General features: G+C 70.1%; 17 protein-coding genes. 9 read left to right on the top strand and 8 right to left on the bottom strand.

From position 1 onward, the window contains the following. Positions 1–37 precede the first annotated feature (37 nt). Together sppA and rho are read left to right on the top strand one after the other, a co-directional pair. Positions 38–2,521 (top strand): signal peptide peptidase SppA, encoded by a 2,484-nt coding sequence (gene sppA / locus JRI60_RS16290; RefSeq protein ID WP_204226783.1) that lies wholly within the window; start codon positions 38–40, stop codon positions 2,519–2,521. A 301-nt stretch (positions 2,522–2,822) separates the two neighbouring features. Next, on the top strand, positions 2,823–4,298 hold the full coding sequence (gene rho / locus JRI60_RS16285; RefSeq protein WP_239470552.1) for a transcription termination factor Rho: 1,476 nt from the start codon (positions 2,823–2,825) through the stop codon (positions 4,296–4,298). A 12-nt stretch (positions 4,299–4,310) separates the two neighbouring features. Here rho and JRI60_RS16280 read toward each other — a convergent pair whose 3' ends face one another. After that, the gene (locus JRI60_RS16280; protein ID WP_204226781.1) at positions 4,311–5,915 is read right to left on the bottom strand and encodes a serine/threonine-protein kinase; all 1,605 of its coding nucleotides are present in this window, start codon (positions 5,913–5,915) and stop codon (positions 4,311–4,313) included. Between the two features lie 167 nt (positions 5,916–6,082). Between JRI60_RS16280 and JRI60_RS16275 the strand changes: the two genes are divergently transcribed. From JRI60_RS16275 to JRI60_RS16250, 6 genes are all read left to right on the top strand, one after another. Continuing rightward, positions 6,083–9,286, top strand: coding sequence for a ligand-binding sensor domain-containing protein (locus tag JRI60_RS16275; RefSeq protein ID WP_239470551.1), 3,204 nt, complete (start codon positions 6,083–6,085; stop codon positions 9,284–9,286). Beyond that, entirely contained in the window at positions 9,264–9,917 is a 654-nt protein-coding gene (locus JRI60_RS16270; protein WP_204226779.1) for a response regulator, read from the top strand. The genes JRI60_RS16275 and JRI60_RS16270 overlap by 23 nt, the downstream gene beginning before the upstream one ends. A 138-nt stretch (positions 9,918–10,055) precedes the next feature. Beyond that, positions 10,056–10,697 carry a hypothetical protein gene (locus tag JRI60_RS16265; RefSeq protein ID WP_204226778.1) on the top strand — a complete coding sequence of 214 codons (642 nt, stop codon included), beginning with the start codon at positions 10,056–10,058 and terminating at the stop codon, positions 10,695–10,697. Continuing rightward, positions 10,687–12,966: a hypothetical protein gene (locus JRI60_RS16260; RefSeq protein WP_204226777.1), complete on the top strand. Its 2,280-nt coding sequence runs from the start codon at positions 10,687–10,689 to the stop codon at positions 12,964–12,966. Before JRI60_RS16265 ends, JRI60_RS16260 begins: the two co-directional genes overlap by 11 nt. 236 nt (positions 12,967–13,202) lie before the next feature. Further along, positions 13,203–13,577, top strand: coding sequence for a glutaredoxin domain-containing protein (locus JRI60_RS16255; protein WP_204226776.1), 375 nt, complete (start codon positions 13,203–13,205; stop codon positions 13,575–13,577). A gap of 193 nt (positions 13,578–13,770) precedes the next feature. Continuing rightward, positions 13,771–14,271, top strand: coding sequence for a CBS domain-containing protein (locus JRI60_RS16250; RefSeq protein ID WP_204226775.1), 501 nt, complete (start codon positions 13,771–13,773; stop codon positions 14,269–14,271). A 1-nt stretch (position 14,272) separates the two neighbouring features. Here the strand turns inward: JRI60_RS16250 and JRI60_RS16245 are convergent, their stop codons facing one another. Both JRI60_RS16245 and JRI60_RS16240 read right to left on the bottom strand, forming a co-directional pair. Next, positions 14,273–15,469: a heparin lyase I family protein gene (locus JRI60_RS16245; RefSeq protein ID WP_204226774.1), complete on the bottom strand. Its 1,197-nt coding sequence runs from the start codon at positions 15,467–15,469 to the stop codon at positions 14,273–14,275. 531 nt (positions 15,470–16,000) lie between these two features. Next, the gene (locus JRI60_RS16240) at positions 16,001–16,876 is read right to left on the bottom strand and encodes a LysR family transcriptional regulator (RefSeq protein ID WP_204226773.1); all 876 of its coding nucleotides are present in this window, start codon (positions 16,874–16,876) and stop codon (positions 16,001–16,003) included. 66 nt (positions 16,877–16,942) lie between these two features. On the opposite strand from JRI60_RS16240, the gene JRI60_RS16235 reads away from it, so the two are divergent. Next, positions 16,943–17,977, top strand: a complete 1,035-nt coding sequence (locus JRI60_RS16235; protein WP_204226772.1) for a medium chain dehydrogenase/reductase family protein — start codon at positions 16,943–16,945, stop codon at positions 17,975–17,977. Between the two features lie 4 nt (positions 17,978–17,981). Here JRI60_RS16235 and JRI60_RS16230 read toward each other — a convergent pair whose 3' ends face one another. The 5 genes from JRI60_RS16230 to JRI60_RS16210 all read right to left on the bottom strand — a co-directional run bounded on the left by JRI60_RS16230 (position 17,982) and on the right by JRI60_RS16210 (position 24,537). Beyond that, a complete protein-coding gene (locus JRI60_RS16230; protein WP_239470550.1) occupies positions 17,982–18,725 on the bottom strand; it encodes a hypothetical protein in 744 nt (247 codons plus the stop codon). A gap of 20 nt (positions 18,726–18,745) precedes the next feature. After that, positions 18,746–20,854 (bottom strand): hypothetical protein, encoded by a 2,109-nt coding sequence (locus tag JRI60_RS16225; protein WP_204226771.1) that lies wholly within the window; start codon positions 20,852–20,854, stop codon positions 18,746–18,748. Positions 20,855–21,138: 284 nt separating this feature from the next. Continuing rightward, on the bottom strand, positions 21,139–21,735 hold the full coding sequence (locus JRI60_RS16220; RefSeq protein WP_204226770.1) for a TIGR02265 family protein: 597 nt from the start codon (positions 21,733–21,735) through the stop codon (positions 21,139–21,141). A gap of 87 nt (positions 21,736–21,822) precedes the next feature. Beyond that, entirely contained in the window at positions 21,823–23,928 is a 2,106-nt protein-coding gene (locus JRI60_RS16215) for an ATP-binding domain-containing protein (RefSeq protein WP_204226769.1), read from the bottom strand. Positions 23,929–23,991: 63 nt separating this feature from the next. After that, positions 23,992–24,537: a DUF2780 domain-containing protein gene (locus tag JRI60_RS16210; RefSeq protein ID WP_204226768.1), complete on the bottom strand. Its 546-nt coding sequence runs from the start codon at positions 24,535–24,537 to the stop codon at positions 23,992–23,994. Between the last annotated feature and the right edge of the window lie 152 nt (positions 24,538–24,689).

The following is a 24,689-nucleotide window of genomic DNA, read 5'->3' as shown; positions in this document are numbered from 1 at the left end:
TTGTGCACCGGAGCGCGGGGCCTAGAGTCCGAGGGCCATGCGTGCCCTCCTCTCCCTGTTGCTGCTGCCCGGTCTCGCGCTCGCACAGCCGGCGCTCGTCCTCCAGCCGGCCACGCCCCCCCGCGGGGTGACGTTGCCCCCCACCTCCGCCGCGCTGGTGGACGAGGCCACGGCCCTCACCGTCAACCCCGCCGGCCTGCGCTACGTGGGCCCCGCCCAGCTGTACTACCTGCACGAGCGCGACCTCGCGCACGACCAGCTGGGTGATGGGCTGTACCTCGGCAGCACGCTGCTGGGCGGCCTGGGCGCTGGCTTCAGCATGGAGTGGATGCGCGGGCGGGGGCTGCCGGACTACCGGAAGACGTCCCTCGGCCTGGCGCTCGGCGGGGAGAAGCTGTCGCTCGGCGCGGCCTACAACGGGTACTCCTCGCGCGACGACGCGCTGGACTGGCTCTCCAGCTTCGACCTGGGCCTCACCGTCCGCCCCACGCGCTTCCTCTCCGTGGGCCTGGTGGTGAAGGACGTGAGCGCTCCCGAGGAGGGGCCCTACTCCCTGCCCCGCCGCTACAACCTGGCCGTGGGCCTGCGCCCCCTCGGCGAGAACCTGACGCTGAGCGCGGACTACCTCGCCCGGGAAGGCGACTGGGAAAATGGGCGCCTCACCTATACGGTGCTGGGCCACCTCGTCTCCGGTGTGCGCCTGGGAGCGGGCCTCTCGCAGGGGCTCGGTACGGATCGCTCGCTGGCGCTGCAGGTCGCCCTGACGCTCGATACCTCGAACTTCGGCGTCACCTACGCGGCCGGAGGCTCGGAGCGGGACGGGCTGGACCATGTGGTGGCGGTGCGCCTCTCCGGCCAGAAGTACCCGGCCGTGCGCCTCGACGCGGGCTCGGTGGCGATGTTGGACCTGGATGACCGGCTGAGCGCCCGGGGGAACCCCGGACTGTCGCTGCTCGGCATCACCGGATCCGACCCGTACATCCAGCTGCTGAAGTGGATGGACGAGGCCGCGAAGGATCCGCGGCTCAAGGGCGTGCTGCTGAAGGTGTCGGGTCTGCCGGACGTGAGCTGGGCCAAGGCGGAGGAGCTGCGCCAGGCGGTGCTGAGGCTGCGCGCCGCTGGCAAGCGGGTGATGGCGGTGCTCTACAGCGTGGATGACACGGCCTACTTCGTGGGCTCGGCCGCGGACGAGGTGTACGCGCTGCCCGGCTCCTCGCTGCTCGTCAACGGACTGTCCGCCAGCGTCACCTACCTGGGCGGGACGATGGAGAAGCTGGGCGTCACCTGGGACGTGGCGCGCGTGGGCGACTACAAGACGGCCCCCGAGCAGCTCACCCGCCGCGACCTGAGTCCCGCGCAGCGCGAGACGATCGAGGCCTACCTGGACACCCAGACGGGCTACTACGAGATGCAGGTGGCGAAGACGCGCAACATCCCTCCCGAGCGTCTGCGGGAGTCCTGGAAGGCGGGCATCCTCACCGCCGCCCGCGCGAAGGAGCTGGGGTTGATCGACGGGGTGCTGCTCCCCGAGGAGCTGAACGCGAAGCTGGAGGCCCTGGCGCCCGGGGCCCGCTACGACCCGACCTACTCGCCGCGCAACGAGCGGGAGCTGCGCTGGAGTGGCCGCCGCCGCATCGCCGTGGTGCCCGTCCTGGGCAACATCTCCGGGGGAAAGAGCCGCGGCTCGCCGCTGGGAGGCGAGGCCATCGCCGGGGCGGAGACGGTGGCGCTCGCGCTGGAGCGGGCCCGGAAGGACCCCTCCGTGGTGGCCATCGTGGTGCGGGTGGACTCGGGCGGAGGCGACGTGCTGGCCTCGGAGCTGATGTACCGGGCGGTGCTGGAGGCGAAGAAGGCCAAGCCCGTCATCGCCTCCATGGGGGACGTGGCGGCCTCGGGCGGCTACTACGCCGCCATGGGCGCCGATGAGCTCTGGGCGGCCCCCACCACGTTGACGGGAAGCATCGGCGTCTTCTTCCTGAAGCCCGCGCTGCGCGGCCTGCTGGGTGACAAGCTGGGGGTGAACCAGGAGACCCTCACCCGCGCGCCCATGGCCGATCTGCTCAGCTCCTGGAGGCCCTGGACGGAGGAGGAACGGAAGGCGGTGCAGGCCTGGGTGGACTCGGCCTACGACGACTTCATCACCCAGGTGGCCGCCTCGCGGAGCCTGGAGAAGGCGCGGGTGGACACCCTGGCGCGCGGGCGGGTGTGGTCCGGCGCGGCGGCGAAGGAGCGGGGGCTGGTGGACTCCCTGGGCGGCTTCGTGGAGGCGGTGGCGTCGGCGCGCAAGCGGGCGGGGGTGCCCGACGGGGAGGAGCTGGACCTGGTGGTGCTGGGTGAGGCTCGCGGGTTGCTGTCCTCCATGGGCGGAGAGCCAGGGGTGCTGGCGGACCTCCTCCCCGCCCCCGAGCCCGCCCTCCCACCGGGCGTGCGAGGGCTCATCCGGGAGACGGGTCTGGATTCTCCGGGAATGATGGAGCCAGGACTGAAGGCCTCCCAACCCTTCACCCTGACTGTCCGTTGAGCCACAAGGAGGACACCGAAACGCGAAATTCTCAGGGCTCCGGGCGTGTCCTCTGTTAGTGTTGTATGGCGCTTTCCGGTCGGCCTCGAGCCGCCGGGACGCTCCAGGAGCCGGCGGTTCGGTCGGCGGGTGGCTCGCGCCAACGCGAGGGCCTTCCCGAGGACCCCGCGCCGGGCTTCTGTCCCACAGTCATCGACTCCGCGCGGCTCCCGCCGGGGGACCCCCTCACAGGGGGCACCGCAACTTCCCGTAGACCATGAGCGAAACCGATAACCGCGATCCCCGAGACCTCCCGTCCCCCATGGCCGCCCGTGCCGAGGCGCCGCCGGACGTGGATGATGGTGACGACGAGGGCGACGAGGGCCCCGATGACGGCGAGGGCTCGGCGCCCGCGCCGGGACAGCCCGGTGGAGGCCCGCCCGGCCAGGGTGGAGGCCGCCGCCGCCGTCGCCGCCGCCGCCGCCGGGGTGCACAGGTGCACTTCACCCCGGAAGGACAGGCCTACCGCCTGGTGCCCGGTCCGGACGGTCAGCAACAGCAGGTGTTCCTGACGCCCCAGGAGCTGCAGCAGCACCAGCAGCGGATGGCCCAGCAGCAACAGCCGCAGGGCGGACAACAGGGTGGCCACCCGGTCCATCAGGGTGGACAGCCGCGGCAGCATCAGCCGGCACCCCAGCCCTCGCTGGCGCCGGTGGAGGGCGTGCTCGACACCGAGGTGAAGGGCCCCAACGCCTACCTGCGGCAGCTCAAGCGCAACCTGCTGCCCTCGCCGGACGACGCGGAGCTTCCGAAGAACCTGGTGCAGAAGCTGCGGCTGCGCCCGGGCCAGTACATCAACGCGCTCGCGCAGACGAAGGGCAACAAGGGCCTCATCCAGCGCGTGGAGCAGGTAGATGGCCGCCCGCTGGAGCAGGTGGGCCGCCTGCCGCACTTCGCCGACCTGACGTCGGTGGACCCGGTGGAGCGCATCAAGCTGGAGAACGGCCACCGCGAGATGGTGACGCGGGTGATGGACCTGATCGCCCCCATCGGCAAGGGTCAGCGCGCGCTCATCGTGGCGCCGCCGAAGACGGGCAAGACGATCATGCTGCAGCGGATTGCCCAGGCGGTGGTGTCCAACCACCCGGAAATCCACCTCATGGTGCTGCTCATCGACGAGCGCCCCGAGGAAGTGACGGACATGCGCCGCAGCATCAAGGCCGAGGTGCTGGCCTCGAGCTCGGACCGGCCGACGGGCGACCACCTGAAGGTGGCCGAGCTGGCGCTGGAGCGGGCGCGGCGGCTGGTGGAGAGCGGCAAGGACGTGATGATCCTCCTGGACTCCATCACGCGACTGGCGCGCGCCTACAACAAGGAAGTGGACAACTCGGGCCGGACGCTGTCGGGCGGCGTGGACAGCCGAGCGCTGGAGCGGCCCAAGCGCATCTTCGGCGCGGCGCGAGCCACCGAGGAGGCCGGCAGCCTGACCATCGTGGGCACGGCGCTCATCGACACGGGCAGCCGCATGGACGAGGTCATCTTCGAGGAGTTCAAGGGCACCGGTAACTCCGAGGTGACGCTGGACCGGTTCCTGGCGGAGAAGCGCATCTTCCCGGCGATCAACATCGGCCAGTCGGGCACGCGCAAGGAGGAGAAGCTCTTCACCCTCAAGGAGTACGAGAAGGTGAAGAAGATGCGCCAGATGCTCTTCGCGGTGAAGCCGGTGGAGGCCATGGAGGCGCTCGTCAAGCGGCTGAGCCGCTACACGTACAACGACGAGTTCCTCGACGAGCTGTGAGCCGCGAAGCCACTACGCCACGCGGTCGACCATCTCCTTCACCAGCGTCTGCGTCCCGGTGAGGCCCGAGGGCTCTTGCCGGGGCCGGGCCAGCTCCATCATGGAACCGTTCTCGGCCCACCAGCGCTCGGACACCTCCTCGCTCCACGTCCCCGCGTCCGCGCAGGTCTCCAGCGCGGCACGCAACTCCCGGGCGCTGGCGTAGCGGTCATCGGGGTGCTTCCCCAGACAACGCATGAGGATGTCGCACAGATCCTTCGGCAGCTCGCGGCCCAACCGTGAGCTCGGCGGAGTGGGCGGCGTGTGCAGGTGGTGCGAGCAGATCTCCGTCGACGAGCGGCCCTCGAAGACATGGCAGCCCGTGAGCAGCGCGTAGCCCACCGCGCCCAGTGAATACAGGTCCCCACGCGAATCCACCCGCGCCGGAGAGACGATGGCCTCCGGCGCGAGGTAGAGCGGCGTGCCGACGACCAGATGCACCCGCTGGGCGGAGACGTCCTCGGCGCCCCCCACCTCCTTCACCAGTCCGAAGTCGAGCACCTTCACCAGGTCCGGCAGGCCCCGGCGCCGACAGAGGAACAGGTTGGCGGGCTTGATGTCGCGGTGGAGCAGACCGAACCCGTGCGCCTCCTCCAGGGCGCCGCACACCTGACGCAGGATGTGGATGACCCGCCCGGGCGGCTGCGGTCCCGACACGGAGAGCAGCCCGTCCAGGTCCACGCCCTCCAGGTACTCCATCACGTAATAGAAGAGCCCATCCGCGGTGCGGCCGTAGTCGTAGATGGCGATGGTGTTGGGATGGGTGAGCTGGCTGGTGAGCTGCACCTCGCGCTCGAAGCGCACCAGGCCATGTCCGTCCGCGTCCGCGCGCAGCAGCTTGATGGCGGTGCGGCGGCGCAGCAGGGCGTGGCTGGCCAGATACACCTCGCCCATGGCCCCGGCGCCCAGGCGCTTGATGAGCGTGTACTGGCCCAGCTTCCGCGCCGCCTGGACCTGCTTCCGCAGGCCGTAGATGACGTGGGAGACGAGGGTGGCCATGGTGACGGAGACCCCGCTCCACAGCAGCACATCCAGGATGGGAAGCAGCGTGTCGGTGTGCCCCTGGACGTGGGCCATCCAGGCGGCGACGAGCGCATCCGGGAGGGCGCCAATCAAGGAGATCCAGAACGTCCGGCGGACGGAGCTGGGCACGATGACCGCGTGGGAGATGAGCGCGCCGTTGGTGCAGAGCAGGAGGGACAGGGTGTCCCGGTCGAAGAAGGCATCCAGCTTGAGCAGGAAGAGCACGAAGAGCAGACCCGCGCTGTCCAGCCAGGACAGGGCCCGCAGGGAGCGGGAGTTGCCCCGGCACAGGAACCAGAGCACCAGCGAGATCACGGTGCCGACCAGGTGGAAGGCGTAGCTGGGATCCACCAGGGCGCGCGTCCACGGCACCCCGACCATGAGGACGGCGGCCAGGGTGGTGAAGGTGTAGAAGGCGAAGGTCAGGACGAAAAGCATCTTGTAGAGGAGCACCAACCGCTCCTGCAGGAAGGAGCGGACCTCCTCGGACACGAGGGACGTGCCCTCGAACGAGTTGGGCGCCGAGAGGTAGGGCCTGACCTGGGAGAGCTCCATCGACCCCTTGTTCTACACCACTCGGACCCCAGGTGCGGAATCCAGGTACTCCCGGAGGGGGTCACCCTCCAGGTGGGATATGGATGCCGCAGCGCGCCCCTGTCCACCGGGCGCATGCCAGTGGGACTGCTGGTACGTTTCCACGGGTGTCCGATGTGTCGCGCGGTGTGGTCAGAGTCCTCGGGAGCACCCTGCTCCTGCTGCTGTTGACGGGCGCGTCGTCAGGTGCGCCGCGGCTCGACTTCCGCGAGGTGGGCGTCTCCCGCTCCTTCGAGGCCGAGATCATCACCGAGGTGTTCCGCGACCGGGTGGGGCTGCTGTGGATTGGAACGAGGGAAGCGCTCTACCTCCATGACGGCCAGCGCTTCCGCAAGTTCCAGCACGAGGTGGGTCACCCCGAGTCCCTGACGAGCAGCGCCGTGAGGACCGTCCATGAGGACGCGCTGGGCCGGCTGTGGATCGGCACGAACACGGGGGGACTGAACCTGCTCGACCGGGCGCGCTGGTCGTTCCAGCACTTCCGCCACGACCCCGCGAACCCGGCGAGCATCGACGATGGCGGAGTCTTCGCGCTCGCGGACGCCGAGGGTGGCCAGCTGTGGGTGGGAACGGCTTCCGGGCTCAGCCTGCTGGACCCCGGGACCGGCCGAGCCTCGCGGACACCGCTGCTGCCCGGTGGCGGGGACGAGTTCGTCATGACGCTGCACCGCGAGGGCTCCGGGACGCTCTGGGCCGGCACCGTGGGCCGGGGCCTGTTCCGGCGGCGCGCGGGCGAGTCCTCCTTCGAGCGGGTTCCCGCCGAGACCGGTGGGCGCGCGGCCCAGGACATCTTCAGCCTCGCGCCGGACGAGGCGGGAGGGCTCTGGGTCGGCGCGCGGGACGGCCTCTACCGGTGGGAACCCGGCGCCGGGCACCTGCGCCGCGTGGCGCTCTCCGACACGCTCATCAATGTCACCGAGCTGGAGCCGGATGGAGAAGGGACGCTCTGGATTGGAACCTATGGCCAGGGCCTGTACCGCCTGGACACGGCGACCGGACGGATGACCGCGGAGGAGACGCCCCTGCGGGGAGCGGGTGCGCAGTACATCGACCAGGGAGCGCTGGCGCTGGACGCACAGCGGGGACTGTTCGTCGGCACCTTCGGCGCGGGGCTCGTCCGGGCCTCCCTCCATCCACCCGTCCTCCAGCGCGTCGACACGGTGGACCCGGAAGGAGCGGGCGCCCTGGCGCTGGGGGACATCTACGCGGTGCTGCCCGATGGCGACGGGCGCCTGCTCCTGGGCAACTACGGCGACGGAGTGGCGACGCTGACGGTGGCCACGGGCGTGGTGGAGCCGCTGGTCGTGCCCGCCTCCAAGGGCGAGCAGGTCAACGGCGTCCTCTCCCTGCTGCGCACCCGCGAGGGCACCATCTGGGCCGGGGTCTCCGACGGCTCATGGCGCTTCGACCCGGCCACCGGCGACTTCCGGTTCTACCGGCGGGGACTGGGCGAGGGAGAAGGCCGGGCGCCGGGCTTCGTCTACTCGCTGCTCCAGGACTCCCGGGGGCGCGTGTGGCTTGGCTCTGGAGGGGGCGGCCTCTACCGCTACCAGCCGGAGACCGATGACTTCGTCGTCTTCCGTCACTCCGCCGCGGACCCGCGCTCGATCCCCGACGACTTCGTCACGGTGTTGATGGAGGACCGCCGCGGGCGGCTCTGGGTGGGCACGCGCTCGGGCGGGGCGGGTTTCTGCACGGTGGAGGAAGAGACCCTCGAGTGCACGCGCCTCTCCCCGGGCGGCTCGCCGGGGCTCAGTCACCACCACGTCGGCGCGCTGCTGGAGGACCCGTCCGGAGCGGTGTGGATTGGCACCGTGGGTGGGGGGCTCCAGCGCGTCGTGCCCGACGCGGGAGGGGGAATCCCGGACGTGGCGCGCTGGACGCGCGGCGAGGGCCTCATCGACGACCACGTGGTGGCGCTCGCGCGCTCGCCGGACGGGGCGCTCTGGGTGTCGACGAGAGCGGGGCTCTCGCGCTTCGACGAGGCGTCGGGGCACTTCGAGAGCTACGCCGCGTCCGACGGGCTGCCGACGGTGGTCTTCAACGCCAAGGCCGTGGCGCTGGACGGTGGGCGGCTCTACTGGGGAACCCGGAAGGGCGTCGTCGCGCTGGACCCTTCCGTCCGTCCCCAACGGGGCCCCACTCCTCCCCTCATCATCACCTCCATCGAGGGGATGGAGGCACGCCCCGATCGTCCCGTGTGGGAGCTGACCTCCCTGGAGGTGCCCTGGGCGCAGCCCTTCTCGCTGGAGTTCGCCGTCCTCGACTTCAGCCGGGGCGACGCGGAGTACGCCTACCGGCTCACGGCCGACGGCGCCTGGCTGCCGCTCGGGTCGCGCAGCCAGCTCACCTTCCACGCGCTGCCGCCCGGAGACTACCAGCTGAGCATCCGTGGGCGTGCTCCGGGTCGTGACTGGGGCGAGACGCGCCCGCTCGCCCTGAGGGTCACCCCACCCTTCTGGCGGCGTGGCGAGGTCCACTTCGGCGCCCTGGTGCTGCTCATGCTCGGAGTGGTCGCGGGCCTGGGCTGGAGGACGAGGGATCTGCAGCGGCGCAACCGGGCGCTCCGCGAGCTCCAGGCCGAGCGGGAGCAGGCGCTGGCGGAGGCCCGCACCAGCCGTGACGGCCTGCGGGAGGCCTTCGCGCGCCTGCGCCGCCTGACGATGCGGCTGGAGGCGGCGAAGGAGCAGGAGCGCAAGCACCTCGCCCAGGAGCTGCACGACGAGTTCGGCCAGGCGCTCACCGCCGTGAAGATCAACCTGGGCCTCGTGGCCGCCGCGGGGCGAGCCGCCGGCCCGGGCATGGACCGCCTCGCCGAGACGATCTCCCTGGTGGACCGGCTCATCGGCCAGGTGAGGGCTCTCTCCATCGACCTCCGTCCGCCGATGCTCGACGAGATCGGCCTCGTGCCCGCCCTGGAGGGCTATCTGCGCGGCGTGCGGCAGCGCGGTGGCGTCGGAATCGGCTTCGACGCGGCCCCGGATCTGCCAGTGCTCGGGGCGGAGCGGGACATCGTCCTGTTCCGGGTCATCCAGGAAGCGGTCACCAACGCCCTGCGCCACGCGGGCGCGCGGCACATCGACGTCCGGCTGGAGCCGGCCGGAGAGGCCGTCCGGTTGGAGGTGCGCGACGACGGCAAGGGCTTCGCGCCCGAATCGGTACTCGCGGGTGGCGCCTCCCGGGGCTTCGGGCTGTTCGGCATGCAGGAGCGGGTGAGGGACCTGGGGGGCCGCTTCGAGGTGACGTCCCGGCCCGGCGAGGGGACGAGTGTCGTGGCCGAGGTGCCACTCGCCGAAGAGGAGGAGCATCGTGCGCGTACTGCTGGCGGATGACCACAAGCTGGTGAGGGCGGGGCTGCGGGCCCTGCTGGAGTCCCTCCCGGACGTCACCGTGCTGGCGGAGAGCGGGGATGGCCAGGAGGTGCTCGAGCTGGCCGGGCGCCTGCGGCCGGACGTGCTGCTGCTGGACATCTCCCTGCCGGGGCTCAACGGCATCGAGGTGGCGCGGCGCCTGGCGCGGCTGTGCCCCGCCACACGGGTGCTCATCCTCTCCATGCACACCGCCACGGAGTACGTCGCCCAGGCGCTCCGCGCGGGCGTGGCGGGCTACCTCGTGAAGGACTCCGCAGTGGACGAGCTCAAGGTGGCGCTGGACTCGGTCCATCAGGGGCGCACGTACCTCAGCCCCGCCATCTCCGGGGCGGTGGTGGCGGGCTTCCTGCGCACCGGCGAGGGAGCGCCCGCACCGAACGAGCTGGACCTGCTCACGCCCCGCCAGCGAGAGACACTCCAGCTCATCGCGGAGGGGCATGGGACACGCGGCATCGCCGCGCGGCTCGGCGTGAGTGTCAAGACGGTGGAGACACACCGTGCACAGCTCATGGAGCGCCTGGGCATCTACGACGTGCCCGCGCTCGTCCGCCTGGCCATGCGCCACGGGCTGGTGCCGACCGAGTCCACCTGAGCCGCCGCACCGTCTCGGGGATTCCCCGAGGCCCCCTCAGGGAGTCCCCGATGGTGGCGCCTCCACGGCCCCCCTACCCTCGGCGACGTGCTCCGGAAGACGTGAGCCGGAGCACTCACTGGAGTCTGGGAGGTCGACATGTCGTATCCGGAGTGGAACCCGCGGCGCGGAGTGCTCGCGCTGCTCACCTGTCTGCTGTTCTCGGCGGAGGCCTTCGCCGCGTCGGCGAGCAGGCGCAACCTGGTGGAGCTCATCCAGCAGTCGGACAGCATCCTCGTCGGCGCGGTGCAGAGCGTCAGCGACGGAATCGATGCGCGCGGAGTGCCGTACACCGAAGTCACCCTGCGCGTGGACGAGCAGCTCCGCGGGAAGCACTCGGGAGGGACGTACACCTTCCGCCAGTTCGGCCTGCGGGCTCCGCGGAAGATGCCGAACGGCCGCACGCTGATGACCGTCACTCCGGACGGCTGGTCGCGCTACACGAAGGACGAGCGGGTGGTGATGTTCCTCCATGCGCCCGCACGGCTCACGGGACTGCAGACCACGGTGGGCCTGGAGCAGGGCAAGCTGCGCATCGCCAACGACCGTGTGCTCAACGCGACGGACAACGAGGGCCTGTTCGACGGCGTGAGGGTCTCCCCGGAGCTCCTGAAGAAGGAGGAGGCCGCGATGCTGTCGAAGAAGCGGGGCGCCGTGGACGCCGAGTCCTTTCTCGGTCTGGTCCGCCGCGCGGTGCGGGAGAACTGGGTGAGCCAGGGGAGGATGAAGAATGAGCGCTAGGAACCGCTTCCTCCGTCTCGGAGCCGTCGCCGCGCTCACCACGGCCACCCTGGCCCACGCTGGCGGCCCGCTCCTCATCGCCGACCCGGAACGCCGCATTCCCTACGCATACCCCAACGGCGTCCCCGTGCGGGTGTACACCGACCTGGGCCCCCTGGGCGTCCTGAGCAACAAGACCGCGGATGCCCTCACGGCCTTCGCGTTCGGCCAGTGGACGCAGGTCCCCAGCTCGGACTTCACGGCCACCGTGGCCGGTGACTTCGCCCTCCTGGGGCTGCCGGACATCGACGGGACGAACGCGGCTCAGGTCGTCGGCACCTTCAATGGAGGTGGCATCCACGTCCTGTACGACCATGACGGCTCCATCATCCGCGACTTCTTCGGCGCGCCCGACGGGGTGCTCGGCATCGCCAGCCCGGAGTGGTCCGACGGGACGACGATCACCGAGAGCTGGGCGGTGATGAATGGCGCCGCGGTGGACCCATCGGACGCCACGGGCACGGGGTTCGCGGCCGTCTTCACCCACGAGTTCGGCCACTCCATCAACCTGGCCCACTCGCAGACGAACGGCGCCATCGCCTTCTACGGCGACGCGGAAGGCCCCACGGGCTGCACGCCGCCGTACTCCGCGCCGCTCACCGTGGACGACATCGAGACGATGTACCCGTTCATCAGCCCGGAGCAGACGGGCGCGGCGCAATCCACGGTGGAGCACCCGGACGACCTCGCCTCGCTCTCCAACCTCTACCCCGCGGCCGGCTGGCCCGGGAGCCGGGGCACCCTCCGCGGCCGCATCCTGCTGACCGACGGCAGCACGCCCCTCACCGGCATCAACGTCATCGCGCGCAACGTCGCCAACCCCTATGGCGACTCGGTGTCCGCGCTGTCCGGTGACTACAGCCAGGGCCAGTCCACCACTCCGGATGGCAGCTATACCCTCAACGGCCTGACGCCGGGGGCACGGTACGTGGTGTACGTGGACGGCATCGTGCAGGGCGGCTTCTCCACGCCTCCCTCGCCCCTGCCGGGTGGGGAGGAGTTCTACAACGGAGCGGGAGAGTCGGGGCATTCGGAGACGGACGACCGCTGCGCCTACACCGAGCTCGCCGCCGCGGCGGGCGCGCCCATCACCGCGGACATCCTCTTCAACGTCGCCGAGGCGGACGAGAACTTCTTCGCCATCCCGGTCGCCAGCATCCAGCCCTCCGGCGTGTCGGGCAATGGCAAGGTCATCGTCGGCGGCTTCGTGGGGCAGGACGCACCGGGTTGGCGGTGGTCGGAGAAGGACGGCTTCACGGTGCTCGGCGGCAACGGCAACGTGAAGGTGGACAAGAGCGGGCGCATCATCTCCGGCAGCTTCACCGGCCCGGATGGGCTCATTCGCACGGGCATCTGGACGGGAGGCCAGTCCTGGAAGGCCCTCCCCGTGCGCAAGGGCGCGGTGGGCTCGTGCGACGCGGTGGAGACCAGCCCCTTCGACCTCTCGGGGAACGGCGACGCGGTGGTGGGACTGGCGTACGGCCCGGGGGGCTGCGGCTCGCCGTTCGCCTTCCGCTGGACGGCCGAGCGAGGCCTGGAGGACCTCGGAGGCCTGGGACCCTGGACGCGGGCGAACGCGACCAACGAGGACGGCCGCGTGGTGGTCGGGTGGAACGACCTCCACCCTGAGTACAGCGGCCGCATCGGCGTCTACTGGAAGCACGGCCAGCAGCACCTGATGGACCCGGACGTCCTGGTCGGTGAGGCCGGGGATGTCAGCGCGGACGGTTCCGTCATCGTCGGGCAGGGCGCGGAGAACGGTAGTGCATGGCGCTGGGACGAGCGCACGGGCCTGGAGTCGCTGGGGAAGCTTCCCGTCCCCGGCCTGCCGGACTTCTTCAACCGCGCGTCGGCGACCGTGGTGTCGGACGACGGCTCGGTCATCCTGGGCTTCTCGGGCTTCTTCACGCAGCGCGAGCCGTTCCTGTGGACGCGGGAGCTGGGCATGGTCAACTTCGGCGACTTCCTCATCGACCAGGGCATGCTCGCGGTCGAGCAGTGGGACCTCGGCACGCCCATGGCGATGAGCGCCAATGGCAGGCGCATCACCGGCTGGGGGTTCGGACCGCTCGGCGTGCAGGGCTGGGCGGTGACGCTCGACAAGGTGGCGGTGTGCGTGAACCCGCACGGGCCGAAGCCGAAGACGAAGGAGGTCCGCTTCCCGCACGGGATGAACGAGCAGCTGGCCAGGGGCGCCATCCCGGGCCGCTGCGAGCGCGTGCTCGAATGACGTAGCAGCACATCAGCGGGTACGGGGGAGGATCGGAGCGGTGGCCAGGCAGTCACCGACGAGCGCGTCGGAGGAGCCGGCATCAGCGGCATGCTTGGGGCTCATCGCGCTCGGCGTCGTCGCCATCAGCCTGGCCACCGCTCCTTTCACCAAAGAGAGACGTGGAGACCGCGGAACCCTGACGGGGCGTTTTGGATTGCGAGCGCGAGGAGGCACTCGTTAGGTTGGCGCCCCATATGACAACCCCCCGTCCCCTGCACCCTCAGGACAAGCGCGCTCCCGCCGTGGCCGAGGCCATGGCCAACTTCCACCGAGACGTCGTCGACCAGGTCCGCACCACCGTGGAGCGTGATGCCGTGGTCGTGGTGGGCATGGCGCAGAACCCCTTCGTGAAGCGGGTGCGCCAGGCCCTCACCGAGGCAGGTATCCAGTTCACCTACCTCGAGTACGGCAGCTACTTCGGCATGTGGAAGCAGCGGCTCGCCATCAAGATGTGGAGTGGCTGGCCCACCTTCCCCCAGGTCTTCGTGCGCGGCGTGCTCATCGGCGGCTTCGACGACACGACCAAGGCCCTGGCGGATGGGTCCCTGAAGAAGCTGCTCGGAAGCTGAGCAGGCCAGCGTGGACATGCAGGGCCTGCGCGACCGGCCAACCCCGAACGCAGGACCTGCGCACACGCTCCCGAAAAGCCCTCTGAAAGGGCATGGCGCCCACTTTGCATTGAAAGGCCTCGAGCATCGGGCCTCCAGAAGCGTGGGCGCAGTGGCCAGACGCGGAGCGGGGCCCCTGAACAGGAGCACCACCATGCGCGCCGCCCTTCTGACCGACCTCCCGACCGTCTCCTCCCTCTACGAGGAAGAGACGGAGCCGCTGCCCGCCCCGGCGCTGTGCACGGTGGACGAGGTGATGGTCCGGAACGTGATCGCCGTCCACCCGGACACCAGCCTGCGCACGGCGACCGAGTTGATGCTGGAGCACGCCATCAGTGGGATTCCCGTGGTGGACGAGGCGGGCCTGCTCGTGGGGATGCTGTCCAAGACGGACCTGGTGCGCCACCAGCTCGACGAGGAGTCCGCGGACTCCGTGACGCTGCCCTCCGACCAGCACGTCCTCGAGGACACCACTGTCGAGGACGTGATGACGCGGCAGGTGCTCACCGTGCCGGCGGGCGCCTCGCTCGCCGAGGCCGCGAAGGTCATGGCCATCGCGGGCGTCCACCGGGTCCCCGTCGTGGCACCGGGGGGTGCCCTGACGGGGCTGGTGACCACCTCCGACCTGGTGCGGTGGGTGGCCGGGCTGCCCTGAGCTACTGGACGTCCGCCAGGCTGCGGCCCTGGATCCACCCGTCGTGGTACACCACGCCGGTCGGGGCGATGGTGCTGTTCCGGTACAGGCCCACCTTCAGGTAGTTGGTCATCCCGCTGTACAGGGTGGCCGAGTACTTCTTGGGCAGGACGAGCTGGCCGTTGACGTACAGCTCGACGAAGCCGACGCTCGACTTGGCCGACCACTTCACGTGGAAGATGAAGTCCAGCCACTGCCCGCGCACCAGCGGCCTGCTCCACACCACGTTGCTCCCCTGCAGGCGCAGGTAGATCGTCTCACCATTGACGTAGAACTCGACCGGCGGCGAACCACTGTCGCCGGAGTGGTGCCACTGGGTGAAGAGCTGCCAGGTCTTCGCGCTCGGGTAGTCCGAGGCGAACATCGTGTTCCAGCGGTAGAAGTACTCGTCGCCTTCCTTCTCGTTCGTCATCCGCACCAGCTCGTTGCGGTTGCCGCTGGCGCTGATGGGGTTGTCCCCCTGCTTCACGGTCACCTTGATGGCGTAGCTGCCCTGACGCGTGGGGGAGGACAGCACCTGCAGCCGGTCCGCGCTGACCATCTGCGTCTTGGACCACTGGGAGCGGTCACCCGTCTCGAAGTCACCGCGCCACACCACGCCGGAGCCGGTGCCGCCGCCGGTCGAGGACGTTCCGCACACGCGGGCCTCCGCGATGCTCGACCACTCGTTCACGGTGTTGCCCTTGACGTAGATGCGCAGGCGGCGCGCGGCGCGGGCAGCGAAGGAGTACGTCTCCGCCGCCGTCGTCGTGCCAGTGCTCTTCCCGGTGTAGACGGACGTGTAGCTCAGCCCATCCGAGGAGACGGAGACCGAGAATTCGCTGGCGCGCGCGTTGCCCTGGTGCCACGCGATGGCCACTCCCGTCAGGGTTTGCACCGAGCCCAGGTCGTAGTCGATCCACGAGTCCCTGCCGAACCTGCTCCAGCGCGTGTCGGCCAGGTCATCGAGCGTGTTGGTCGGGAGGTTGCCATCGTTGCCGTTGTCGATCACCGAGTTGGCCGTCAGCTGCGCGCAGTTCTGCGTGGTCAACGCCTCGGATGAGACCGCGAGGGATTCACCCGGCTCGTTGGAATTGGAAACCAGGTCATCGGGGTTTCCACCACAGCCGATACCAGCGAGGACGAACAGCGCTTCAGCCAAGAGGAGGGTCTTCTTCACGTCAGGGGCTCTCCAGGAAATGTCGACAGACGACGAGTGGGTCCGGACCGCGCGCGGCGGCCGGTGGATGAGGGTTCAGATCTTCGGGACGCGGTTCCCCTGCTGCGCCAATCGGGTCTCGACCCCGATTGCCGGCAGGGATTGCACCAGCGCGTGTGTCTTTGACTCCTTCAGCGGTCCGCGACTCGCGGACGTTTGAGGTGCCAAAGATCATCCAACACTTTTGTCACTCAATCAACACACCGCGTCGAAGCCCGCGCGAGGAGCAAGGTGACGAGCGTCGCGACTGGGAGAGACGCGGGAGTCGAAATTCGTTGCGAGTCACGGACGGCTGTGCCCAGCGCGGCGTCCACATGGCAGCCCTGAGCGAAGAGGGCAATCCATGACGACGTTTCCCTCGCAATGGGGCTTGAACTCACACTCCTGCACGCAGGCGCCGAGCCCGAGTGCCGAGAAGGCCGTGGCGAGGAGGAGGGCTCGGGGGGAGCGGATGACGGTGGGTGGCATGGGCAATCCTCGACAAGGGCCGCGCTAGGCCGGGTCCAGCAATTCCTTGAGACGCGCCGCCACGACCCGGACCGCGGCGCGCTCGTGGGCCTCGGGCTGGATGACCAACCACATGGGCCGACGCGGGAGTTCCGGCACCTCGAAGAGACGCTCGAGATCCGGCTCGACCTGGGCCCACCCGCTCGGCAGCACTCCAAGCCCCACCCCGTTGCGGACGGCGGCCAGGAGCGCGGGCATGCTGTTCGTCCTCAGGACGATGCGAGCGCCCTGGTGCCCCTCCATCCAGCGCGCCTCTGGCAGCGCACCGAGCTCACCGCCCACCACCACCAGGTCATGACCCCCGAGCTCGCGCTCGCCACGTGGCCGGCCCCGCTGCCGCAGGTAGCCCGCCGACCCGTACACCCCGAAGGCCTGGGCCTGGAGCTGCCTCACCTTGAGGTTGGCGCCCTCGGGCTTCGTGACCCGGATGGCCATGTCCGCCTCGCCGCGAGCCAGGTCCACCGGGCGGTTGCCTCCGAGCAGCTCCAGGACCAGCCCCGGGTGCTCGTCCTTGAGCGCGCACAACCCGCGATCCACCAGATAGGCGGCCAGGGCCTCCGTCGTGGCGATGCGCACCGTGCCGGCCACGGCCTCGGCCGGCGTCAGCTCGCCTCCGATGAGACGCGTCAGCTCCGGCTCCAGCTTCGCCAGCCGCTGCCGGAGCTGCTCGCCCGCGGCCGATGGACGCAAACCCTCGCGCGTGCGAAGAAAGAGCCTCACGCGCAACGACTTCTCCAGTGCCTGGATGCGGCGCCCGGCGGTGGAGGCGTTCACGCCGAGCGAACGGGCGGCCGTGGCCAGCGTCCCGTGCTTCGCCACGGCGAGGAAGAAGCGCAGATCATCCCAGCTCGTCGCCTGCATACGTGCAACGCAGTATTGCACGCTTGCGCATCGACGCCCATCGGCGGCGGCGCTAATTCCTCACACATGACTTCCACCTACCGTGCGGTCCTGTTGACGAGGAAGGGCGGCCCCGAGGCGCTCGAGCTGAGGGAGTTGCCGCTCGAGCCACCCGGTCCCGGCCAGGTGCGCGTGCGCGTGCGCGCCACCGGTGTCGGCTTCACCGACATCATCATGCGGCGCGGCTACTACCCCTACGCGCCCCGGTTTCCGTTCACCCCCGGCTACGAGGTCGTCGGGGACGTGGACGCCATCGGCCCCGGCGTCACCGGGCTCCGGGTTGGCCAGCGTGTGGCGGCGCTGACGGTCCACGGTGGCTGCGCGGAGTTCATGACCCGGGGCGCGGAGGAGTTCATCCCCGTACCAGACGGCCTCGATGACGCGGAGGTGACCGCGCTCATCCTCAACTACGTGACGGCGTACCAGATGATCCACCGCGTGGCCCGGGTGCAGCGGGGCACGCGTGCGCTGGTGACGGGAGCGGGAGGAGGCGTGAGCACGGCGCTGCTCCAACTGCTGAGGGTGGCCGGTGCCGAGGTGTTCGGCGTGGACTCTCCACCCAAGAGCGAAGCCATCCGTGCCCAGGGCGCGCGGTTCATCGACTACAAGGAGCGCCCCTTCGACCAGACAGTGCGGGAGCTCGTCCCCGAGGGCGTGGACGTGGCCTTCGACGGCATTGGCGGAGGAAACATCACCCTGTGCGCGCGCGCGGTGCGCAAGGGCGGGCAGGTGGTCTCCTACGGCTTCACGAGCGCGGTGGGCCGCGACGGGAGCAGCGACAACCTGGGCACCTTCCTGGGCATGGCGTCCCTCTTCGTGGGGACACGGCTCCGGGGCCGCCGCTCCGCCTTCTACGGCATCACCCAGCTCTACCGGGAGGATCCAAAGCCGTTCCGCGAGGATCTCCCCCGGCTCTTCGAGCTGCTGGCGGAGCGGAAGGTGGAGCCCCTCATCGCGCACCGCCTGCCGCTCCTGTCGGGGCGGGCCGGCCAGGAGCTGCTCGAGCGCGGAGGTGTCCGGGGGAAGATCGTCCTCCTCCGCGCGGTGCCCGAGCCATCCTGACGACTCACGCCACGGCGCGCAGGGGCGCCAGCAGATCCTCCGCGATGTGCAGGCAGTCACCGAGGAAGCGGATGTACGTCGTCATCGCCCGGGCGCCGGTCTCCGCGTAGATGCGCGCGTTCTCGGGCGAGCGGGTGATGGCATCCTCGAGCATCTTCTCATTGAGCAGCGTGTGGCCCACGTCCACCGCCACGTGCTCGGCCAGGAAGGTGAGCTTGTCGGCGACCTCCTTGCCCAGGACGTTCTCCACCTGCTTCATCATCCGCGGCCCGAAGTGCACGGCCAGGAAGCCGATCTCCCGCTCGATGGAGATCTGCCCCACCGGGTACGGGCCCTCGATGGTCTCCTCGTGCAGCTGGCGGTACTCCTTCATGGACTCGGTGGGCGTCTGCCCGAGCAGCTGCTCCATGTTCAGCTGGGGCGTGTGCCGCCCGTTCCAGTGGAGCACCAGGGCGCGGGCGTCCTCGATGGTCATCAAGTGGTGGCCCGTCTCGCTCTTCGCGTGGGTGATGAGCGATTGGCCCAGCCGCTCCATGCCCTGCTCGATGCAGCGCTGCCCCGTGCGGCGGATCCACCCGTCCACGGGCTCGGTCATGTACGAGGCGCGCGCCATCCACTCGATGAGGAAGCGCTCGAGCACGATGGGCTTGAGCGACGGATCCAACAGCCGGCGGATGGAGGAGTCGGAATCCAGACGGCTGCGCGCGAGGAGGGTGTGAGGCTCGTACAGCTTCTTCAGCAGCTCCATGATGTTGCTCCTTTGTGAACTCAAGCGTGGTGAGAGGTGCTCTGCTGGGGACTGCCGACGGACTGTTCGTGGATGTGCTCCAGGAACTCGGGGACGAGGGTGGCGGGGATGATCCAGAGACAGGGCTGCGCCGAGGGGTCGTCGTGCAGCCGGGCCGCCTTCGCGTACTCGCCGCCGTCCTCGCACAGGTAGACGAAGGTGCTTCGCCCCCGGAGCGCGAACCAGCGGCGCGCCTCGTCCAGCAGCGCCACGTAGGCGCTCCGCCCGTCCGGAGACAGCGGGAACAGGCGCGCGGCATCGAGCAGCCGGAAGAGGTTCGTCCCGGGGTGCCCCAGCTCGAGCACCAGCGCGGCCAAGGGAATGCCCTGGCGGCGCGCCACGAGGATCCGCCGCTCGCGCTCCAGCCCCGCCCCCTGCCAGGCCCGGGACACGCCCCACAGCTCCAGGCGGTCGCGGGTGAAGTCCAGCGCCTCGACGTAGCAGGCCGGGCGGGTGCGGGCGATCTGGCTGGCCAGCAGGTACTTCTCGCCAATCGACGCGGGACCGATGTCCAGGTCCCCCGGGCGGATCTGCCCGCTCGGCTCGCCGCACTCCACGTCCATCATCCGCAGCGGCATCACCAGCGACTGCCCGCCGTCCTGCATCCGCTGGACGAACCGCAGGTGCGTCCGGTACATCCAGGGCACGGTGGACTCGGCGTAGCAGAACATCCACCGGAACTCGGGGTCGCTCTGCGAGTGCTCCAGCGTGCGCAGGTAGGTGTCGCGGAGGATCTGCCCCGGCACGTGGGGCGCGTTCTCCGGCCGCCCGGGCCGCCGCCCGAGCTGGTGCAGCATCCAGGAGTACCGGTAGGGCTTCAGCGAGGAGAGCGACGCCTCCACGCCCCGCTCCGAGGGCCACACCGTCTGGCAGAAGAGCCGCGGCAGCTGCGCCGCCCGCCTGCCCAGGTCGATGAAGCTCCGGCGGAGCTCGGCGAAGTGCTCGGAGGACTTGCCCGCCAGGTTGAAGTAGCCCGAGGCGACGTACAGGTCCCACAGCGGCTCGAGCAGCTCCTCGCTGGTGCGCGTGCTGGGGCAGAGCGACTGCGAGACGAGGCGCGTCCACTCCACCGCGTCCCGCTCCGTCACCGGCCGGACCTCCAGACCGAACACCCGCCGTCCGTCGCTCCGCGCGGACGACACGTGACGCACCTCCCCGCTCAGGTAGATGGACTCACCCTCCGCCGTCTCCACCTCCAGGGGCAGGATGAGGCCCGGGAAGATCAGGTCATCGCTCCCACCGCGCACGGCCAGGCCGGAGAAGGAGACGTCGACGATCTCACGCTCCCGCCGCCCCAGCTCCCTCCAGAGTGGATGGTCGAAGCGGGCCCGCAGGCCCGGGGGCGCCGGCACGCGGCGGTGCCAGCGGTGACGCACCCGCCACAGCCGCTCGGGCAGCCGGGTCACCAGCCGCTCCCCGTCGGCCACGGGCCCCGCCAGGCGCATCCGATAGGCCGAGTTGTAACCCATCACCTCGAGCTCATAGGGCGGCTCGCCCCACTCGCCCCCCGGCTCGGTGCAACGCCAGTGCAGCAGGCCCGCCTCGGCGTCCAGACGCTCCAACGCCACCCGCACCGTCCGGCCCGGCCGGCGCAGCACGCCCTTGTTGCTCATGGCGGAGATGGCCGTGAGGATGGACTCGATGCGCTCGCCTCCGGAGATCTCCTCCTGCACCGGCAGGGGCGAGGCCTCGGGCTCGGCGCTGCCTCGGAGGACCGCGTCATCCAACAATGACAGGATTTGCCGTCCCTGCTCCGCGGAGATGCCCAGCAGTTGGATGCCCAGCGCGGTGCCCCGCTCCCCGGCATCACTCCACCGGGCCTCTCCCACCAGTGGGCCGATGGTCGTCCCACCCGCGTCCAGACACACCCGCAGCGTCCGCTCGTGCATCAGCGTGTCCGCCACGCTCCCGGACAGGGTCCACACCGTCGTGGGGCTCAGCAGCGTCGCCCGGCCCAGCACCGCCCCCTGCTCGGGCAGCACCACCTGGATGCCACCCGGACCATGGAGCGAGTACCCCGAGTACGGACCGGTGACCGACCTCGCGGCACCCGTCGGAAGACTCGTCAGCCCTTCCGTGATTCCCTGCATGACAATTCCCCCTGCTCCCAATCGCTTTCATACAACAGGAAACACATCCCTCCATTCCCCGTCAAGCACCGGACCGAAAGTCATTGACTCGCGTGACGAATCAACCTTGCCACGAAAAAGCTTCACGCACCGCCGCTCCGAGACCCCGGGTCTGGAGCATGCGTTAGGGATTGGAGGCATGGCCGGGCTTGCCACGCTGGCTGGGGCTGTCAGGGAATACACGGACAGCCACCGCGCATGGCGCGAGGCCAATCCCTGTCTTGTCGGAGAGGGCTGGGAACCCGCTACCAGCTGATGCGCAGGAGGAAGCTGCTGGCATCCTCGTCCGTCGGGATGCCCTCGAATTTCAGCTCATCCGGGCCCATGGACAGGGCCGCGGAAGTACTGGCCACCACCATGCCGGCGTTCCAGGCCAGGCCAATCATGTCCTGCTTGAAGACGAGCTCCCCGGAGCTGGCGCTCAGCCGCCGGTAGGAATGCTCACCGAAATTGACCGCCACCGCGGCCGCGCTCGGGATGCCTTCCAGCGTGCGGTGCAGGCCGGACGCGATGGCGCCCAGGGCACGCACCCGTCCCACGGAGCTCCGGACATAGGCGCGGCCCGCATCCTGCCCGCAGTGGAAGAGCGCCTCGCCGTAGGACTCGCCGTTGGCCACCGCGGCCTGCCCGATGACGTCGAGCATCCCCAGCATCCAGGCCACCGGGTAGCGGTAGCTCTCCACCAGCCGCTCTCCCTCACCGAGCAGGCGCCGGGCGAGCCCACCCACCTCCGCGCTCCGGGCGTCGGCAGACACGAGCACGGCATCGAGAAACATTCCGGGAACCTGCTGGCCCGGATTGCACCTCGACAGCCGTGACAACAGCTGGGCGCGCTGCTCCATCGCCCCCGCATTCTGCCACGACTGTCCATTTTTGGTTACAATGATTTTCACTCGAAGTCCTCTCGTCTGGACAGCGAAGTGGCGGCCTCATGAGCCAGCGAGCAGGGGCGAGCGGACCTCCGCCGAGACGATCCAGAGCTGATGGGAGGTGCGGGTGATGGCGATGTGAAGCCTGCGACGAGCCTCGTCGTGGGCCGGGTAGGCCCGCGCCGTCGCATCCGGGATGACGACGTAGTCGAACTCGAGCCCCTTGACGTTGTCCACGTCCGTCACGTCGACGCCCGGCTCGAAGGAGAAGTCCCCCTCCAGCACGAGGCGGGCCCAGGACATGTCCGCGACGACGCGGTGGAAGGCCCGCGCCTGGTCGGGGCTGCTGGCGATGACGGCGACGGACGCATGGGGCTCGCGCTCCAACAGGTCGCGCAGCGCCTCGCCGATGAAGAGGTGGGCCTGGGCCTCGTCCGGGAAGTGGTGGAAGCCCACGGGCGCTCCCTCGCGGCCCGTCTGGGGTGCCGCCGTGGTGGCCTGAGTGCCCAACACCTTGCGCGCCAGCTCGGTCACCGGCCTCGGGCAGCGGTAGGACACCTGGAGCCGGCAGGTCGCCGCGTCACGGATTCCGAGCTCGGCGAGCACCGCGGGCCATCCCGCGAAGCTCGTCGAGGTCTGCTGCATCTCGTCACCCGCCAGCGTGCAGCTCCGGGCCTCGCCCAGCAGCTTGCCCACCACGAACAGCTCGAAGAGGGAGAAGTCCTCGGTCTCGTCGAGCACGACGTGCACCAGCCGGCCCACGGCGCCCAGGTTGCCTCCCTGGAAGCGCAGGAACAGCAACAGCGGGAGGTCCTCCAGGTCCAGGGTGCCGGCCAGCGCGTCGGGCGTGTCGCTCTCCAGGGACTTGCCGTCGAGCGTCTCGAGGCGCTCGGGGTCCACGCCCTCGAGCTCGCGCGAGAGCGGCGTGGCGATCTGCAGCATCGTGTGCCGCACCGTCTCGTCGACGGCGGTGAGCGGCAGGTCCCCGTTCGAGCGGGAGACCACGCCCTCCAGGAAGCGCCGGTCGGTGAAGACCTCGGCGAGCCGCTTGCGCAATTGCGGCAGGGTGGTGACGGAGGACTTGAGCACGCCCAGCCGGGCCGCGAACGACAGGCGCAGGGCCGGGTGTCGCTTGAGCTTCGCGACGAGCGGTGGCGTGTCCTCCCACAGCTTGATGGCCTTGGCGCCGAAGGAGATGCGCGCTGCCATGGCGGCCCAGGAGTCGAGCGTCTCGACGGAGACCTTGTCCAGGCCGAGCGGCGCGAGCAGGCGCCGGGAGAGCCTGGCCAGCCCCTCCTCCGGGACGATGACCTTCATCCGCGACTCGGGGTAGCGCGCGCGGTCGTCGAAGGCGATCTTCGCGAGCCGGTGCAGGGCCACCGTGGTCTTCCCGCTGCCCGCGCTCCCCAGCACCAGGAGCGGCTGATCCGCGGCCACGCTCACGGCCTCGAACTGCTCGGCGTCGAGCATCGCCGTCACGTCGAGAGACCCCTCGCGCCGCGAGGCCCCCTCCCCCACTCCGAGCTGGCCCGGCCGCACCGCCGTCCCCGAGCCGCCCGCGAGCTGGGAGGAAGGTCCCGAGCCCAGCTGCCGCCAGGAGCCCTCGGGCGTGCGCGCCAGCACGAGCGTGCCGGACTGGATGCGCGTGAGCCGCCCGCGATCGATGACGACGAGCCGCCGCACCTCGACGGTGCCCTCGGAGAGCCGCTCGCCGAACCACTCCTCGTACGAGTCGCCCTCTCCGTAACGGTAGAAGACCCGGGCCACCGGGGCGAAGCGCCAGTCGATGATGCGGACGTCGGCGGACGCGTCGGCGAAGCTGGTGCGGCCCAGCAGGTAGTCCCGGATGCCGGCGGGCCCTTCCACGCGCAGGTGCGCGAAGTACGGGGCGTTGGCATCCGGCAGGAGGGTCGTCCCCTGTCGCTCCAGGAGCGCGCGCGCCTGGTTCATCTGATGGAGCAGGTGGGGCAGGTCCGCCACGGGAGCGGTGGCGGCCTCGTCACGCAGCACCTGCAACTGGGCGACGAGCCCTTGCGTCTCTTGATGACGGCTGTCGCCCCGCTGCCTCGCGGCCTCCAATGAGGCGAGCACGCGGCCGAGGAGCGCCTCCTCTTCCGCGATGATGGCCTTTGCCTCGGTGGGCAGCTCTCCGTCAGGGTTGCTCATGGTCCAGTGGCGCAAGGTGACGCGAGAGGTCGAACGGGTCAACCCCTCGCTTTCCCGATGACCTCAGCGGATGAGGCCCCCCAGGATTCCGCCCAGGCCTCCGCCGCCCTGGGAGCCGCCCCCCTCCGGTGTGTTCCCACCGCCGCCCAGGTTGGCGAGCATCGGCATCACGGTGAGGATGCCACTCACCAGCTTCGGGTCGAGCCGCGACTTGAGGAAGTTGAGCAGCAGCGGCGCCACCAGCGAGGCCTTGCCCGCGTCGATGTTGAAGCGCTGCAACAGCGCCACGATGCCCGCCACCTCGCCCGCCTGGCCACCAAGGCCGCCCAGCGCCCCCATCAGCCCACCGCCGCCCCCACCCGACTGGCCCTGTCCCCCGAGGAGTCCTCCGAGCCCTCCCAGCAGCCCGCCACCACCGGACCCCTCCCGCGGGGCCTGCTGCTCCCAGCCCTGCATCTCGGGAATGGCCTGCCCCATCTGATCCGCCGCCTGCGCGCCCAGCTTCTCCTTCACGGTGCCCTGAACCAGCTTCAGCAACGAGCCCGCGAGGCCCTGCGCCTGGTTGGAGTCCACTCCCAGTTGCTGCGAGAGCTGTCCGATGAGGTCCATTCCGTTCTCCTCCGTGTCTTCAGAGAGCGGCGGTTCTAACGGACCTCGCCTCCCTCCCACCGGAAAACCTCGCACGGGCCGGAGTGGACGTCCGTTGCAGGACGGAACCCGGGGGCGCCTCCGGGGTAGTATCCCTCCCCGGGAGCCCACTT

Origin of the sequence: Archangium violaceum (assembly GCF_016887565.1) — a bacterium.
Taxonomy (GTDB): Bacteria; Myxococcota; Myxococcia; order Myxococcales; family Myxococcaceae; genus Archangium; species Archangium violaceum_B.
Note: the sequence above shows the minus strand (reverse complement) of the source record. Positions and strands in the feature narration are given on the sequence as shown.

Coding starts and splice junctions, on each gene's coding strand:
- JRI60_RS16240 (WP_204226773.1), bottom strand. CDS start 16,876: ATGCAGGCGACGAGCTGGGATGATCTGCGCTTCTTCCTCGCCGTGGCG.
- JRI60_RS16250 (WP_204226775.1), top strand. CDS start 13,771: ATGCGCGCCGCCCTTCTGACCGACCTCCCGACCGTCTCCTCCCTCTAC.
- JRI60_RS16280 (WP_204226781.1), bottom strand. CDS start 5,915: ATGGAGCTCTCCCAGGTCAGGCCCTACCTCTCGGCGCCCAACTCGTTC.
- JRI60_RS16215 (WP_204226769.1), bottom strand. CDS start 23,928: ATGAGCAACCCTGACGGAGAGCTGCCCACCGAGGCAAAGGCCATCATC.
- JRI60_RS16260 (WP_204226777.1), top strand. CDS start 10,687: ATGAGCGCTAGGAACCGCTTCCTCCGTCTCGGAGCCGTCGCCGCGCTC.
- rho (WP_239470552.1), top strand. CDS start 2,823: ATGGCCGCCCGTGCCGAGGCGCCGCCGGACGTGGATGATGGTGACGAC.
- JRI60_RS16265 (WP_204226778.1), top strand. CDS start 10,056: ATGTCGTATCCGGAGTGGAACCCGCGGCGCGGAGTGCTCGCGCTGCTC.
- JRI60_RS16235 (WP_204226772.1), top strand. CDS start 16,943: ATGACTTCCACCTACCGTGCGGTCCTGTTGACGAGGAAGGGCGGCCCC.
- JRI60_RS16225 (WP_204226771.1), bottom strand. CDS start 20,854: ATGCAGGGAATCACGGAAGGGCTGACGAGTCTTCCGACGGGTGCCGCG.
- sppA (WP_204226783.1), top strand. CDS start 38: ATGCGTGCCCTCCTCTCCCTGTTGCTGCTGCCCGGTCTCGCGCTCGCA.
- JRI60_RS16220 (WP_204226770.1), bottom strand. CDS start 21,735: ATGGAGCAGCGCGCCCAGCTGTTGTCACGGCTGTCGAGGTGCAATCCG.
- JRI60_RS16230 (WP_239470550.1), bottom strand. CDS start 18,725: ATGGAGCTGCTGAAGAAGCTGTACGAGCCTCACACCCTCCTCGCGCGC.
- JRI60_RS16210 (WP_204226768.1), bottom strand. CDS start 24,537: ATGGACCTCATCGGACAGCTCTCGCAGCAACTGGGAGTGGACTCCAAC.
- JRI60_RS16255 (WP_204226776.1), top strand. CDS start 13,203: ATGACAACCCCCCGTCCCCTGCACCCTCAGGACAAGCGCGCTCCCGCC.